A 16,698-nucleotide genomic window follows, 5' to 3' on the forward strand; every position below is an offset into this window, starting at 1 on the left:
AATTTCAAATTGTGCAGCTACCGCTCGAATAGAATAACCTTCCTCAAGCTTAGCTAAAATTTTACGTCTAAAATGTTCTGAATAACTCATTACACCATTGTATTGGTTTTATACTGATTTGACTATAAAAAAGAGCAGCTGGAGGTGCAGCTGCTCTTTGATCTTGACCAATTAGAATGTATAGGTATAGGTCGTCGCGATACGGTGTTCTTCTAGATCGTTACCACCTGAGATATTGTCATAGTTGGTATCAATAAACATGTAGTTGAAACCTAAACCTTTTAGCTTACCTTCTGGTACCACATAGTTCACAATCAGGTTGATTTCATTTTCTTTGCCACGCGGTTCGCCTGCACCATTATCGACATCCCAACCACGGAAATGACGTGCAGTTGCGGTTAAACCTGGTACACCCACATCAGCAAAGTTATAGGTATAACCCAAGCTCCATGATTTTTCATCTTTACGGATAAAGCTTGCCACCGACCAGTTGTCTAGATAAGGCTGTGGTACCCAACCACCCAATGTCGGGAACATTGGCGCTTTGTTACCATGCTCTCCAAACATTTGCTGGTAGCCTAATTGTACTGTGTGCATACCATGGTTGATTTTTGCACCTGCAGACACGGCCTGGCTGTCAATCTTGCCATACAGCTGGTCACCCGATTCGCTGTTGTCAAAATAACGTACATGGGTGTCTAACTTGGTGTTTTCAGCCAAGGTCGTTTTATAGTTTACAGCGGCATAGTGTTGTTGGTAGATGTTGGTGACATCGGCATACCAGTAACTACCACCCACTTTTGGGGTGAATTGATGATCAATCCCGGCAATATACATACCGTCATCTGTACTGACTGCTGTCGCAAAGTTGTTTTGCGGAAATAAGCTCAGGTCATGATATTGATTTTCATAACGTGCATTAATGCCATCTAAATATGCCAAGGTCAGTTTAGTATCTTTAATGTCCTTAGACTCTAACCAGGCACCACTATAAGTAGTCAGTAATTGGCGAGATGGATCAAAGAATACCACTGGTGACATTGGTAATAGATCACCAACCTTCAACTCAGTTTCAGATACCTTAACTTTTAAGGTTGCACCAACTTTACCAAAATGATCTTTAGATTCTTTGCCATCGTGAGGTAACACCCAATCCGGATTTTGATCACGGCCGTTGAGTTTAACTGCATGTTGAACCAGTACATCTGCTCCAATTTGCACGCCACCACCAATATCATGATAACCAGACTTGGCATCCAAAGTTACCGCCTGTGACCATGAACCAAAGTTCAATTCTGGTTTATCTTGATACTGACGATCTAAATAGAAATTTTTAAATTTAAGTTGAACATTGCTGTCATCAATAAAATCTGCATATGTAGCAGAAGTTCCTAAAGTTGCTGTCGCAGCAAGCATTGCTATCCATAATTTTTGACGACGCATGGTAAGTTTTCCCATTCAGCAGATAAAAACAATGCCGTCATCATGCGTAAGCATAATCAAATAGAAAATCCGACTACAGTATTAAACATTTATCATTTTGGGCATTTTTTTGATTTCACAGCGCTTTTTTTATTTTTTTAAGATATTTCAGCAATCATTTCCCTGCTAAATACTCTCCACCCTGCAAATATAAACCTCTGTTATTCATATTATTTTTCACTGTATTTTTTATTTATTTTGAGTTTTTAGGCTTTATTTATTGGTTTTAACATTAACACTTTAACTAATAGCTTTTAACTATCAGTATTATTTATAAAAAATTTAATATTTAAAGTAATTCAGCTTTTCCTCAAATTTAAATTAATCGGTTTTCTACTCCCCCTTCTCCATCCTTTTAAAATAAATCCCGGCTGATCATTTAAAAAACTTTTTATATAAAAATAAGATGCGTTTTAAATACATTGATCTGTGTGATTTTAAATCCGGATTTATTTTTAAAGTGTGATATTAAGCAACTCAATCACACCAATAAAAAAAGCACCCCAAATATATTGGAGTGCTTTGCTTAAGCCAGTTTTAAAATTAAAACTTAAGCTTGCATTTCACGTGCTTTAGACATAGTAAGCGCCAGGTCTTCAATCATGTCTTCCTGACCGCCCACTGTACCACGGCGACCAAGTTCCATCAGGATTTCACGCGCAGATACGCCATATTTCGCTTCAGCGCGTTTTGCGAACAACAGGAATGAAGAGTAAACACCCGCATAACCTAAAGTCGCTGCATCACGGTCTGCACGAATCGGGTTGTGCATCATTGGAATCACAAGGTCTTCAGCAACGTCTTGTACTTTGAACAGGTCAACGCCTGTATCCATACCCATACGGTTCGCTACAGCAATGAACAATTCCAGTGGTGTGTTACCCGCACCCGCACCAAGACCCGCAGAGGCCAAGTCCACACGTACCGCACCGGCTTCAACCGCAGCAACCGTATTTGATACACCCATACCTAAGTTGTGGTGACCGTGGAAACCGAGTTCGATGCTTGGGTCAAGGTGTTGACGCAAGTGACCCACGCGGTCTTTCACGTCTTGAGGAAGCATGTAACCTGCTGAGTCTGTGACATAAATACAGTTTGCACCGTAAGACACCATCTTCTGTGCTTCTTCTAAAAGACGCTCAGGAGAAGCCATGTGAGCCAGCATTAAGAAGCCCACGGTGTCCATGTCGAGTTTACGAGCAGCAGTGATGTGCTGTTCAGAACAGTCCGCTTCTGTACAGTGTGTTGCAACACGAATCGTTGATACACCAATTTCATGCGCCATTTTCAAATGATCAACTGTACCGATACCAGGAAGAAGCAGTGCAGACACTTTCGCATTCTTCATACGTGGCACAACAGCAGACAGGTATTCTTCGTCAGTAGCAGCAGCAAAACCGTAGTTGACTGATGAACCACCAAGACCGTCACCGTGGGTCACTTCAATTAAAGGTACGCCTGCATCATCTAGCGCTGTTGAAATGGCAATCATTTGCTCAACAGTGGTTTGATGGCGCTGCGGGTGCATACCATCACGTAAAGTCATATCATGAACAATAATCTTAGACATGAGGTTGCTCCTTAAGCTTCAGCAGTGTTGAAAACGTGTTCAGCAAACATTTCTGCAGTACGTGCAGCAGCCGCTGTCATAATATCCAGGTTACCTGCATATTTCGGCAAGAAGTCACCTAAACCTTCGACTTCTAAGAAGATCGAAACACGGTTACCGTCAAAAATAGGACCGTTTACCAGTTTGTAACCTGGTACATATTTTTGCACTTCTTTAATCATCGCATGCACAGATTCAGTGATCGCAGCTTGATCTGGCTCACCTTCAACTAAACAATGTACAGTGTCACGCATCATCAGTGGTGGCTCAGCAGGGTTAATGATGATGATCGCTTTACCTTGTTTCGCATCACCAACTTTCTCAATTGCACCCGCAGTGGTACGGGTAAATTCATCAATGTTTTTACGTGTACCAGGACCTACAGATTTCGTCGATACCGTTGCAATGATCTCACCGTATTCAACCGGTTGAACGCGAGAAACTGCAGCAACCATTGGAATGGTTGCCTGACCGCCACACGTTACCATGTTGACGTTTGGCACTTCACCAGCCGCAAGCAATGCTTCAAGATTCACTGGTGGTACGCAGAATGGACCAATCGCCGCAGGTGTTAAGTCAATCATTAACACGCCAAGTTCATTGAGCTTGCGGCTGTTTTCTGCGTGTACGTATGCAGACGTTGCATCGAATGCAATTTTGATGTCATCTTCGATTACGTGAGGAAGAAGACCATCTACACCTTCAGCCGTGGTTTTTAAACCCATTTTCGCCGCACGCGCTAGACCTTCAGATGTAGGATCAATACCCACCATCCATACTGGCTCTAACCATTCGCTACGTTGTAATTTGTAAAGCAAATCAGTACCGATGTTACCTGGACCGATCATTGCACATTTAATCTTTTTCATGAATGTACTCTCTTAAAATTCTGATCAGGTTGGGGCCTATTCAGCAGCGAATGCCGCTGTAACTGAACCAAAGCCTTCAATTTCAACTTTGAATTCATCGCCTGGTTGCGCCACAACCATTGGCCCTAACGCACCTGTTAAGATGATGTCGCCTTTTAACAATGGACGCCCACGACGTACCATTTCATCTGCCAGCCAGACTGCAGCATTCAATGGGTTGGCTAAACAGGCTTTACCCACACCTTGAGAAACCACTTCTTCACCGCGGGTCATGACCATCTTGCAATTCACAAGATCCAGGTTTTCCAGTTTTACCGGTTGAGAACCCAGTACAAACGCCGCTGAAGATGCGTTGTCTGCCACGGTGTCAATCAGGCTGATTTTCCAGTTTTCAATACGGCTATCCACCACTTCTACTGCTGGCAGTGCGTAGTCAGTTGCACTGATAATGTCAGCATAGGTGTGTTTTTCTTTGGTCAAATCTTCTTTAATGACCAGTGCAATTTCTGCTTCAACTTTCGGTTGAATCAGCAAACCTGCAGGAATGGCTTCACCATCACCATAGGCCATATCTGCAAACAACATACCGAAATCTGGCTGATCAACACCCAGTTGTGCCTGAACTACCTTCGAGGTCAAACCAATTTTGCGACCTACTAAACGGCGGCCTTCTTTCAACGCGCGTTCGGTATTTACTTCTTGAACTGCGTACGCGATATCTACATCAGCAGATTCACCGCCTAATTGTGGGCGAATCGGTGCAATCGCAGTTTGTGATAATTCAGCATCTCTTAACGCTTGAGCAACTGATGCAACAACAGCAGAATTCGACATCAATGTTTCCTTAAACTGCAAAAATTGGGCTTATGCTGTTGACTAGATTTTCCGGCATGCAGCTGAACATCGGCCGATATAGGGGGGACTGATCAGAGCGGCAACAGGCTGTTGCTGCCGATCTCTAGCAAACGCGCATAGATATAAACTGATTTAGAATCGGAAAAATGGACTTTTTATGCCAATACTTATTTTATTTTTTACAATAGCTAGAACCTATAACACAGCCACAACTCAACCGACACGAAGCCCCTGATAGCTATAGATTTCCGAGTATTTCTATCCACTTTTTAAGAAAATCTGGATGAGAAGTTTCAGCGCTTAAGGCTTCGGTATTAGACGATTTTATCAGCAGCTTTTAGAGGCAATAAGGCTGCACAGTGTTTATACAGCCTCTAGAACAGAAAAAGAAAGACGAAACTTTGCAATCACGCAACATGCCCAGGCAGAGATCAATATAAGAAGGAAGAAAATAAGCTCTTGAATAAAAGAAGAAGCGGCAAGAGGTTCACTTCTTCTGAAAAGATGCTCTCCCACCTAGATGGCCTGTTTCATTTGTACCTGCTGTAACAGGAACTGATGCAGGCTGCTGACATCCCCGGCAATTTTTAGCGGTTGAAACAGCTGTAACACTTCGACCGTATGTACCCCATAGCTGACACCCACACGCGGCATGGCAATAGCCTGCGCCATTTCCAGATCATAAGAGGTATCGCCCACCATAATCGCCTGCTCAGGGCGCACTCCGGTTTCTGCCAGAATTTCTTCTAACATTAAGGGATGCGGTTTAGAGCGGGTTTCACTGGCGGCACGGGTCGCAGCAAACATTCCCATACTTTGAGTTTGCTGCAGCACACGATCTAGACCCTTACGGCTTTTACCGGTAGCCACCGCGAGTTTTACCCCTGCGTCCTGTAAATCATTCAGCATTGCTGCCACACCATCAAACCAGACATCAGTTTTGGAGTTGGCCACATAGTGTTCGGAATAGCACTGTAAAATCTCGCTATGCAATTCCGGTACCATCGGGAACAAACGCTGCGCCACTTCAGGCAGACCTAAACCGATAATACTTTTGGCCGCGTCATCGGTTAACGGTTGCTGGAACTGCTGCGCAGCGAACTGTAAACTCGCCACAATTTGACCGACTGAATCAAACAAGGTGCCATCCCAGTCGAAAATGATGAGTTCTACAGCTGTATTCATATATGGTTTCCTCGATTTGATTCGGTTTAAATCCACCCCGACCCTCCTTTAAAAAAGGAGGGAGAGCTTCATTAGAAAATAACTTTTATTGCAAGATCACAACAGATATTAATTACCCAACGGCGACATCCATGTCGCCTTTCGCACATTTCGGATGCAGATATCATTTACTATCGCAACGCTCCCTCTCCTGAACGAGTTTAAAGCACTGCTTTAAACGACGTGCAAGAAGGGGACTTGCGCAGCAGTGCTGCTCAGGGAGAGGATTTTTCCGAAATTTAATCTCCCCTTGCGGAACAATGTTCCTCATCTTTAATTTTAATAAAGAGGGAAGTTTCCCACTTAAATAAAGCAAGACGAACGAGAATTAAAAAGCCAAAGATTATTCGTCATCTTCCCCAAGTGTTAGTACCTTATCCGCCTTCTGCGCTCTTAACTGCGCCACCAGACTCTGCATATCTTCAGGCAACGGCGCTTCAATGGTCGGATAACCCGGAATTTCCAGACGCATGGCGTGTAAACACAAGCGACGTGGTTTAGGGCCACGATATTCGGTTTCATGACCGTATTTTTCATCACCCACCAGCGGATGGCCAATACTCAGACCATGCACACGAATCTGATGGGTACGTCCAGACAGCGGCGATGCATAGACCAGTGTGGCATGCATAAAGCGCTCTTGCACATTCCACTGGGTTTTCGATTCTTTACCTTCTTTAGACACACGCACGCGACGTTCGCCATTGGCCAGCTCATAACGATGTAAAGGTGCATCAATCAGCTGTTTGTCCAGCGTCACCTGTCCTTTCACCACCGCAGCATAGGTTTTACGGATTTTGTGTTCGCGCAGCATGTCCTGCAAGGTTTTTAATACGCTGCGTTTTTTCGAAATCATCACCAGACCCGAAGTATCGCGGTCAATGCGGTGAATCAGCTCCAGATATTTTTTCCCGGTGGCGGCGCGCAAGCCTTCAATCAGGCCATAGGCCACACCACTGCCCCCATGCACGGCAATGCCCGATGGCTTGTTCACCACCATCAGCCCTTCATCTTCATAGATGACCCGGTTCAGCAAGCCTTGAGCAACTTTGTCCGACACCGGCGCCGGGGTATCATCTTTCTGTTCAAAACGGATTGGAGCAACCCGGATCTGATCGCCAATATTCAGCTTGGTTTCGGCTTTGACCCGTTTTTTATTGACCCGCACCTGACCTTCACGAATCAGACGGTAAATCCGGCTTTTGGGCACGCCTTTTAAACGGCTAAACAAAAAGTTGTCAATCCGTTGCCCCGCTTGATGCTCATCGACTTCAAACCAAGTGACACTTTGCCATTGTTGGGTAGAATTCATACAGTTACGACGACCTAAAAAAATACTAAAATTGATTAAAAACTGATCACTTAGGCTATGCTTTACACAAGAAACATAAGCTTAGCCCATAGGCAGATGATGCAAGGTTTGATATAGTCAGCGCACGGAAACCATCGTAAGTGGGTAAAAGTTGGGTCATTTCGGTTTTTACTGAAGTTGATTATTCAATCAAACACTCCACTAAACACGTAAAGGTCCCAAAAGAATTATGCCGACGCCGAAGGCTTATTATATCGGCAAAACTGCAAACTGTTGCGTTTAATTGTACTTAAGGTACATAAATCAGTTTGCCTGAAAAAATATGTCGCCAACCTCAAGTTGGTTTTTAAACGTAAACTGATACACATCAGACTAATCGTTCCCTGATGTCGCATTCAGGCTACAGCGTTGATACATTGGATCTGCACAAATTGTAAAGATACGACGATAATTCCGTATCAAGACACTCGACTAAAAGAAGGGATGATCTTTGAGCAATGTGACAGTGAAAGTTACTCACATCCAATGTACCGCTCGTCCGCCAGTGAAACGACCAGGTGACTTTAATCGTTTAAAGATTGAAGCCGTATTGACATCATCAATACGTGAATCATCCACCGAAACCCGATTATCAGGCCGGTAGAGAAACGTTCAGACCGCTGTATTTGAGATCTGAACCATGATCCGTGATGTTTGATGCTCGCTACGTATAGAGCGATGTTTTGCTGTGTATCACTATAAGGTGTTACACCCATGAAACGTATGTTGATTAATGCAACACATGCTGAAGAAATTCGCGTTGCACTTGTCACTGGTCAGCGTCTTTACGATTTTGATATAGAAAATCGTACCCGTGAACAAAAAAAATCAAATATCTATAAAGGTCATGTGACTCGCGTAGAGCCATCTTTAGAAGCTGTATTTGTTGAGTATGGTGCCGGTCGTCAAGGTTTCCTGTCGATGCGTGAAATTGCCAACTCTTACTACAAGGCCGATCCTCGTCAAACCTCAAATATTCGCGAACTGATTACTGAAGGTACCGAACTGCTGGTTCAGGTGGAAAAAGAAGAGCGCGGCAACAAGGGTGCTGCCCTGTCGACCTTTATTTCACTGGCGGGCCGTTACCTGGTCCTGATGCCAAACAACCCGAAAGGGGGCGGTATTAGCCGTCAGATTTCCGGTTCAGTGCGTGAAGAACTGAAAGAAATGCTGGCCTCTTTAAATGTGCCACGCGGGATGAGCGTGATTGTACGTACCGCCGGTATCGGACGTTCTCAAGAAGAATTACAACTTGATTTACAGCATCTGCTAGATCTGTGGGCGCAAATTCAAAGCACCTCAAGTTCTGGTCCATCGCCAATGCTGGTGCATCAGGAAGCTGGTGTTGTCACGCGTGCCATTCGTGATTACCTGCGTGATGATGTGGCTGAAATCCTGATTGACTCAGAACAGGCCTATAACGAAGCCTATAACTTCGTAAAAGCGGTGATGCCGCGTCAGCTCGACAAGCTAAAAACCTATACTTTAAATGAGCCATTATTCGCGCATTTCGGTATCGAAAGCCAGATTCAAACCGCCTATGAACGCGAAGTCAAACTGCCTTCAGGTGGCTCAATTGTGATTGACCAGACCGAAGCATTGGTGTCAATCGACATTAACTCGGCAAAATCAACTCGTGGTCAGGACGTTGAAGATACCGCACTAAACACCAACCTGGAAGCTGCTGAAGAAATTGCACGCCAGTTACGTTTACGTGACATCGGTGGTCTGGTAGTAATCGACTTTATCGACATGACCAAAGACCGTAACCAGCGTATGGTGGAAGCCAAGCTGCGTGAAGCAACGCAAAGCGACCGCGCGCGTATCCAGTTTGGTCAATTGTCACGCTTTGGTTTAATGGAGATGAGCCGTCAGCGCTTACGTCCATCTTTAGAAGAAGCGACCGGTTATGTTTGCCCACGTTGTCATGGTACCGGCATGGTACGTGACTTACGTTCTCTCTCACTGTCGATTATGCGTAAAGTGGAAGAGATTGCGCTACGTGAGCGTCATGGTGAAGTTCAGGTTGAAGTACCGGTTGAAATTGCAGCATTCTTATTGAATGAAAAGCGTCACAGCCTGGTTTACCTTGAACAAACCTCAAATGTACGTGTAACGGTATTGCCGCACCCGCATTTAGAAACCCCACATTACGAAATCTCTTACAATCCGGAAGGCTTTGCCCCAACCAGCTATGAACGCACAGCAGCCACCCGCTTAAGCGAACAGGAACTGGGTTATGAAGCCTCTGAATGGCATTTAGAAGAAGAACAGCACGCTCAGCATGCAGCTGCGCCTGCAGCACCGCAAAAGGAACAGAAGCGTCCAGCCAAAGCTCAAGCCGCTGCGCCTGCACAAGTGGCCCCTGCTGCCGCTGCACCAAGTGCTAGCCCATGTGCATGGTTAGAAAACCTGTTTGTGCAAAAACAGGCCAACACGGTTGATCAGTCACGTAGCGCCAACAATGCGGCTGCAGCGATTGAGCAAATGGTCAATAATGGCGCAGTTAGCCGTGGCCAGTTCGGTCAGATTGCAGCTGCGGCGCCTGTGGCTGCACCAGCAGCAGCAACCAGCAATGCTTATCTTGCCCCATCAACTGTGGCCAAGCATGAGCGTGATCACGCTGAAAAACCGGCTGAACGTGAAGAAAAATCATCACGTCACAACAACAAAAAGCGCAGCAAGCACAAAGAGCCGCGCGAGCAAAACAGCCAGAATGACAACAGCCCAGCACAGCATCAGGTACACGAAGAAGTGGTGCAGCTGTCACGTCAGGAGCAACGTCAGGAAGCGCGTGAAAACAAACGCAACTCCCGCCGTCAGCACAACAACAATGAACAGACGCAAAACGAAGCGCAACAGCAAGATGCTGTGCCACGTCGTGACCGTCGCAACCAGCAACGCCCAGAGCGTCCAAACCGCCACCGCGATGCCAGCGTGCTGAATGACACGGCTGCACCGGCAGCAGCTACAGCAGCACCAGCCACTGAAGCACAAGGCCTGAAAGTGGACCTGGTGGATGCACCACGTCAGGACGTGATGCCAACTGCTCTGGTGGTGAATGTTGATGCTGCACAAAGTGAAATTGTCGCGCTGAACCAGAACGCAGCCGCTGCACCAGCAGCGACCGCTGAACTTCCGGTTGCGGCCAGCACTGAAGCAGTAGAAGAAGCACCAGTACCAAAAGAAGAAGCGGCACCTGCGGCAATTGTGGCTGAAGAGCACAAATCGCAACCGGTGAAACGTGCCAGCAACGATCCGCGTCAGCGTCGTCGCCAGCAGCGTGAAGGTCGTGCGCAACAAAACCAGCCGCCAAAGCTGTCACCGTCTCAGGTTCCAGCCTTGCAGCAGTACACGGTAGGCAGCCTGATCCGTCATGTGTATGGTGAAGATTGCTCGGTGCTGATTGAGCAGTTTGGTTTAATTCCAACCTTTAACCGCGCCCTGCAAAAGTTCACTGAACAATATGCAGCCAGCCTGGTCGCTCAAGCACCTGCGGCAGAAAGCCAAAAGCAGCCTGTGACCCGTGATGTTGAAGTCAGCAAAGCTGAGCCAGAAGCAGAACCTGCTCCTGTGCTGGACCTGACTCCACCAGCGCCAGTCAAGCGTGTGGCCAATGATCCGCGTGAGCGTCGTCGTTTAGCCAAACTTGCTGCCGAACAGGCGCTGGAACAGGCCAAACAGGCTCATGCCGACGAAGCAGAAAAAGCACCCGCTAACGATGCACCAGCAGAAACTGCGGCGGACGCTCAAGCAGCTGAAGCAACAGAAGCCACTGCTGCAAGCAGCACAGCAGCACCTGTAGAAGCGACTGCCGAGCCAGCAGCAACTGAAGCAGCACCAGCGGCTGAAACCACTGCGACTGAAACTGAAGTGGCGACTGAAGAAAGCGCTGCAGCCGAAGCACCGGCTAAAGAAACAGCGAAAGCTGAAGCAGCGCAACCAGTACAGGCTGAACTGCCAGTTGATGCAGCAGATGCCAGCGAAGCACCGGCAAATGCAGAAGCTGAAGCTCCAGAAGCCGCAGCAGACAAGGCCGAGAAAGAAAAACCGGCACGTCCGCGTCGTCCACGTGGCCGTCCACCAAAGAAAGCCAACACCTCAACTGAGTCATAATTTGCTTTTTTGCAGGTGAATAAAAAAATCCAGTCATTTCGGTGGCTGGATTTTTTTTGTTAATTTGTCAGATTAGGTTGATTACACTACAACGAAACGATTAAAACCTTAAAGTGCAATATTCATGCGCTAGAACTACAGATTGGATGTCGAGAATAAATAGGATTCATATGAGCCATACAACACAACATGATCTTATTGGTCTGGCCGATGTCGCCGCCAAAATTCCAAAGTTTATCGGCAAAGTCCCGAATCTTATTCAGGGTCTGAGTCAAGCCTATTTACGAACGCCATCCACCCCTGCCGGTCTGGGCATTGCCTTTGAAAAAGCGGTCAAACGTAATCCGCATGGTCTGGCTTTAATGTTTGAAGAGCAGCGCTTTAGCTACAAAGCCCTGAATGAATGGGCCAACCAGATTGCCCACTATTATCTGTCACAAGGCGCACGCAAAGGCGATGTGATTGCGGTAATGCTGGAAAACCGCCCGGAACTGATCGCGACTGTCATCGGTCTGGCCAAAATTGGCGTCACCATTGCACTGGTAAACACCTCACAGGTCAGTAAGGTGCTGACCCATAGCATCAATCTGGTCAAACCGGTCGCGCTAATTGTCGGCGAAGAATGCCGTGCTGCGGTAGATGAGATTCGTCAGGCGCTGGATTTGCCGGCAGATCGTCTGGACTGGTTTGCCGACCAGGAAACCCAGCGCGATGCGGGCAAAGCCCCGAAAGGCTTTAATAATCTGGCCGAAAAGATCGACCATTTCCCGAAATTCAATCCGCCGACCACGCATTCTGTCCAGGGCAAAGATGGCCTGTTTTATATCTATACCTCGGGAACCACCGGCCTGCCGAAAGCCGTGGTGTTCACCCATAGCCGCTGGACCCTGGCCTATGGCACCTATGGTCATGTGCTAAATCTGAATCCAAAAGATGTCATGTATGTGACCCTGCCGCTGTATCATGCCACCGGTATTGTGGTGTGCTGGTGCGGCGTAATTGCCGGTAGCGCAACCCTGGCCATTCGACGTAAATACTCCACTTCCAGCTTCTGGAAAGATGTACAGAAATTTAATGCCTCCGCCATTGGTTATGTCGGCGAGCTGTGCCGTTACCTAATGGATGCACCGCCATCCGCGCTGGATCAGGGCCATCGTGTTACCAAAATGATTGGGAACGGCATGCGCCCGAACATCTGGAACAAGTTTAAACAGCGCTTTGGCATTGAAGAAATTCTGGAGCTGTATGCCTCCAGTGAAGGCAATGTCGGCTTTAGCAACATCTTTAACTTTGACAATACCGTTGGCTTTTCTCCAACCCCTTATGCGATTGTGGCTTTCGATAAAGAAAAAAATGAACCAGTCCGGGATGCGCGCGGCTGGTGCCAGAAAGTCAAAAAAGGCGAAGTCGGTTTATTGATTGGCAAAATTACCCGCCGCTCGCCGTTTGATGGCTATACCGATCCGGAAAAAAACAAGGCGGTGATTTTAAAAGGCGTTTTCCAGCGTGGCGATCAATACTTTAATACCGGCGATCTGGTACGAAATATCGGCTTCCGTCATGCCCAGTTTGTTGACCGCCTGGGTGATACCTTCCGCTGGAAAGGCGAGAATGTCTCTACCACCGAAGTGGAAAATATACTCTGCGAGTATGACAAAATTGCCGAAGCGGTGGTCTACGGCGTAGAAATTCCAGACACCAATGGTCGTGCCGGAATGGCGGCCATTACCTTAAATGCCGATGCAACACTGGATGAACATGACCTAAAGCAGATGGTGAGCCAGTTTAAACAGGCCCTGCCCGGCTATGCGGTTCCGGTATTTTTACGAATTCAGGCGCAGGTTGAAACCACCGGCACTTTTAAATATCAGAAAAACAAGCTCAAAGAACAGGCATTTAATCCGGCAGCTACCACGGATCGTTTGCTGGTGTTGCTGCCCGGTGCAGCGGCTTATACTGATCTAACCCCGGAAATTTTCGAGCAGATTCAAACCTATCAATACCGCTTCTAAGCCCAAAGTTGTCTATTTTTTGATTCCCTAGCATGAATTTGTTTCATTTATAATCAAACATAGACAACTTTTTTATTTTTTACTTGCGCTCAAACGAGATCTTGCTACAATACGCTCCATCAAATGATATGGGTCGTTAGCTCAGTTGGTAGAGCAGCGGACTTTTAATCCGTTGGTCCCGCGTTCGAGTCGCGGACGACCCACCACTCATTTGAAAGCCTAAGATGGGTCGTTAGCTCAGTTGGTAGAGCAGCGGACTTTTAATCCGTTGGTCCCGCGTTCGAGTCGCGGACGACCCACCATCTTTCCTTAGGAACTCTGCAAAAACTCCAGTTCTTGCATCTTAAAAAATAAGCTGCTTATTTTTTATTCCTCAGGGTCGTTAGCTCAGTTGGTAGAGCAGCGGACTTTTAATCCGTTGGTCCCGCGTTCGAGTCGCGGACGACCCACCATTTATCTTCCAGAATAAATATCCTCGCTTCCCTACTCTGCATTGCACATTTATATGCTGGGCTGCATTGCATCTGCGCTACAACCTCAATATTAATATGGATGAAAGAACGCTCGATCTGCTCTTTTAATCGGCCGACTTTTCCAGATAATAAGCATGTGCCGGTAAAGGATTACGGGAAAAATACTGCTGATTTACCGTCGATACTGTGGCAATTTTTTCTAAATCCATGCGTAGATTCTGCGTGCCATCAATATCATAAAAAATTTCCACCCCATTACTGCGATGCACAATAATCTGGTGTGCGGCTTCATCATACATCCAGTAATCCAGATGATAATTCATTTGTGCACCGGCCATGACCCGGCCCAGATAGACAATGGAACGATGTGCGGTGCCATCAGGCAATAAAGTCAGAATAAAATCAGCTGTCCCGGTCTCGCATTTGACATAGGCATCTTCACAGCTAATTTTTACCTGATACCGGCCGACATAGGCCAAGGCCGCTTCCGGCACCACGGCTTTATCGGCATCTTCTGCAGATGGAAATACCGGCTGGCCAGCCACTTCACTCAGGCGCTTACTTGGCACATCTTCTGTCACCTGCAGGTCTGCCACGGGTGTAAACGGCTGTGCCTCCTCTCCTTCTTGACTGTTAAACGTCGGGTCACAAGCGGCCAAAGACAGGCAACAGATTCCCCATAACCATTTCGAACAATGCACAGCCAATATGGTGTCTCCCGGGTATCAATAAAAATAGCCACCGTATGCCTTTGCATCAGGTTGATGGGCACACAGCGAAGCTATTGAAATTATATGAATTTTCACCAAAATCTACAGTTTTTGTAGACCTGTTTCAAGATTTTAAAGCGCAATATTTATACCGTGTCATTTTATTTACATAAATTAACGATTTATAGCGCATTGACCCTTTAAAAACGGAAATAGGTCGCCATTTTTATTTTATGAGTTGTTGATTGACTCACCATTTTATTTTTTAAGGAGACCTCAATGGCCAATGTTGGTTTATACCGCTCTAACCGCTCAAACATGATTGCAGGTGTAATGGGTGGTATTGCTGAACGTTTTGGTTGGAATGCAAATTTACTCCGCATTATTTTTGTGTTGGTATCCATTATGAGTGCCGCCTTCCCGGGTATTCTGGTGTACTTGGTACTGTGGCTGGTGATGCCGAAAAAGAAAGCTGAAATTGAACACGTGAATGGCTATCACAATCCGGTACGTACCATTCATGAAGATCAGAACAGTTACCGTTAATCTTCATTTTTCTTGCACAGTTTAAAGCTACGGTGGACCCCTATTACCGTAGCTTCTTTTTTCTGGCTTTAACTTTCCGTAGTTTTGCTGCGTAGCCAGATCAGACGCTGGTTCATGGCGGCAATCATATCGGCGCGGCTAATAATCCCGACCAGCTGCTGCTGTTCCACCACTGGAATATAGTTAAACGAACGTTCCACAAAATACGGGACCAGATCGGCAATACTCTGATGTGGTTTTACCGTCACCACCTTGCGGTTCATAATGTGTTTGACCTGATGCTGCCATGACATCCGCACATCGGTAGCATGTTTAAACCATTCCACCACTTCATACAGTGCCAATGTGCCGACCAGTTGCTGCTCGGCATTTACCACCGGCAAGCTCATTAAATTGACCTGCTTGAACTTGTCTAGCGCGAGCTGGATATCATCATCCTGCTGCAAGGTAATCACATCATGGGTCATGATATCTTCACAGCGCCATTCCTGCACGTTTTCATCCTGCATACGCGCATTGGCCTGATATTGCGCTTCCAGAATAATTTTCTGCAAGTCATATTCACTAATGTCCAGCAGCTCGGTCTGATGCTCCAGCACATGATGAATATCTTGCGGCTGAATGGTGACCTTCTGGGTCGGGGTCGGGTCTTGCGAGCGCAGATTCAGCTGGGCCTTGTGTGGATATTGCTTGCCAGTCAGTCGGTTAAACATCATTGCCACCAACAGCAATAACAGCGAATTTAACAGCACCGGATAAAAGATAAATAAATAGCCCAGTTCACTGACCGCCTCACCGCCCAATACTGCGGTAATCGCCACAGCACCACTCGGTGGATGCAGCGAATCGGTCGACATCATTAAAATAATAGATAAGGCCACCGCCACACTAAAGGCTTCGGTCAGATTCGGAATATACAGCGCACAAGTCACACCAATAATGCCGGCAATAGTATTGCCAATCACCATATTCCACGGCTGTGCCAGCGGACTGGCCGGCACCGCAAACAGCAATACTGACGACGCACCCATCGGCGCGATATACCAGGCATTAATATCGCCCAGAATCCATAAGCTGATCAGCGAAGATAGACTCAAGCCCAGCAAAGCACCCAATCCGCACAACAGACGTTCTTTCAGCGGCAGTAATTTGAAATTGGGTTTTAAGATTTCTAACCATTCAGATTGCGGATGAAACACGGGAATCCTTTGTGATTTTGGCGACGGCCGCCATTATAAAATGAAGCAGCTTATAAGATGTATTCATTCTATATCTTATAATTATGAATTTTTCTGTTGAGATGTATATCAGTATAGGCACACTGAATCATCCTCTTTTTAGAAAAAATTGATAAGCCCTTCATTTTAAAAACATCGTTTCTGCGTATACACCGTTCAGCGCAGATGATTGCGCTGTATACACCAGATGAAACCAATCTTTGAGAAAAATGA

11 protein-coding genes, 3 tRNA genes and 1 pseudogene are annotated in these 16,698 nt (G+C 46.4%); 6 read left to right on the forward strand and 9 right to left on the reverse strand.

The annotated features are described in order from the left end of the window. From FTU69_RS14710 to FTU69_RS13220, 7 genes and pseudogenes are all read right to left on the reverse strand, one after another. A pseudogene (locus FTU69_RS14710) lies at positions 1-90 on the reverse strand (transposase); the annotation flags it as partial. An 81-nt stretch (positions 91-171) separates the two neighbouring features. Then, positions 172-1,443 (reverse strand): OprD family outer membrane porin, encoded by a 1,272-nt coding sequence (locus FTU69_RS13195; protein ID WP_180104022.1) that lies wholly within the window; start codon positions 1,441-1,443, stop codon positions 172-174. Positions 1,444-2,032: 589 nt separating this feature from the next. Next, positions 2,033-3,052 (reverse strand): 4-hydroxy-2-oxovalerate aldolase, encoded by a 1,020-nt coding sequence (gene dmpG, locus FTU69_RS13200; RefSeq protein ID WP_005181971.1) that lies wholly within the window; start codon positions 3,050-3,052, stop codon positions 2,033-2,035. Between the two features lie 11 nt (positions 3,053-3,063). Further along, positions 3,064-3,960, reverse strand: a complete 897-nt coding sequence (locus tag FTU69_RS13205; protein ID WP_180104023.1) for an acetaldehyde dehydrogenase (acetylating) — start codon at positions 3,958-3,960, stop codon at positions 3,064-3,066. Between the two features lie 36 nt (positions 3,961-3,996). After that, positions 3,997-4,794: a 2-keto-4-pentenoate hydratase gene (locus tag FTU69_RS13210; RefSeq protein WP_005181967.1), complete on the reverse strand. Its 798-nt coding sequence runs from the start codon at positions 4,792-4,794 to the stop codon at positions 3,997-3,999. A 537-nt stretch (positions 4,795-5,331) separates the two neighbouring features. Next, a complete protein-coding gene (locus FTU69_RS13215) occupies positions 5,332-6,000 on the reverse strand; it encodes an HAD-IA family hydrolase (protein ID WP_168406164.1) in 669 nt (222 codons plus the stop codon). Between the two features lie 382 nt (positions 6,001-6,382). Then, on the reverse strand, positions 6,383-7,351 hold the full coding sequence (locus FTU69_RS13220) for an RluA family pseudouridine synthase (RefSeq protein ID WP_045795497.1): 969 nt from the start codon (positions 7,349-7,351) through the stop codon (positions 6,383-6,385). 753 nt (positions 7,352-8,104) lie between these two features. On the opposite strand from FTU69_RS13220, the gene FTU69_RS13225 reads away from it, so the two are divergent. The 5 genes from FTU69_RS13225 (at position 8,105) to FTU69_RS13245 (ending at position 13,970) form a co-directional block, all read left to right on the forward strand. Next, complete coding sequence (locus tag FTU69_RS13225) at positions 8,105-11,506, forward strand: Rne/Rng family ribonuclease (protein WP_180104024.1); 3,402 nt, start codon at positions 8,105-8,107, stop codon at positions 11,504-11,506. A 170-nt stretch (positions 11,507-11,676) separates the two neighbouring features. Then, on the forward strand, positions 11,677-13,518 hold the full coding sequence (locus FTU69_RS13230; protein WP_180104025.1) for a long-chain-acyl-CoA synthetase: 1,842 nt from the start codon (positions 11,677-11,679) through the stop codon (positions 13,516-13,518). Positions 13,519-13,648: 130 nt separating this feature from the next. Next, positions 13,649-13,724: transfer RNA gene (locus FTU69_RS13235), tRNA-Lys, on the forward strand. A gap of 20 nt (positions 13,725-13,744) precedes the next feature. Beyond that, positions 13,745-13,820 (forward strand) — tRNA-Lys (locus FTU69_RS13240). A 74-nt stretch (positions 13,821-13,894) separates the two neighbouring features. Further along, positions 13,895-13,970: transfer RNA gene (locus tag FTU69_RS13245), tRNA-Lys, on the forward strand. 125 nt (positions 13,971-14,095) lie between these two features. On the opposite strand, the gene FTU69_RS13250 is transcribed toward FTU69_RS13245, so the two are convergent. Further along, positions 14,096-14,692 (reverse strand): hypothetical protein, encoded by a 597-nt coding sequence (locus tag FTU69_RS13250; protein WP_227554624.1) that lies wholly within the window; start codon positions 14,690-14,692, stop codon positions 14,096-14,098. 288 nt (positions 14,693-14,980) lie between these two features. On the opposite strand from FTU69_RS13250, the gene FTU69_RS13255 reads away from it, so the two are divergent. Continuing rightward, a complete protein-coding gene (locus tag FTU69_RS13255) occupies positions 14,981-15,247 on the forward strand; it encodes a PspC domain-containing protein (RefSeq protein ID WP_180104026.1) in 267 nt (88 codons plus the stop codon). Between the two features lie 68 nt (positions 15,248-15,315). Here FTU69_RS13255 and FTU69_RS13260 read toward each other — a convergent pair whose 3' ends face one another. Next, positions 15,316-16,446 carry an HPP family protein gene (locus tag FTU69_RS13260; RefSeq protein WP_005181952.1) on the reverse strand — a complete coding sequence of 377 codons (1,131 nt, stop codon included), beginning with the start codon at positions 16,444-16,446 and terminating at the stop codon, positions 15,316-15,318. Positions 16,447-16,698: the final 252 nt, after the last annotated feature.

Origin of the sequence: Acinetobacter sp. YH12134 (assembly GCF_013418555.1) — a bacterium.
In the GTDB taxonomy this organism is placed as follows: domain Bacteria; phylum Pseudomonadota; class Gammaproteobacteria; order Pseudomonadales; family Moraxellaceae; genus Acinetobacter; species Acinetobacter indicus.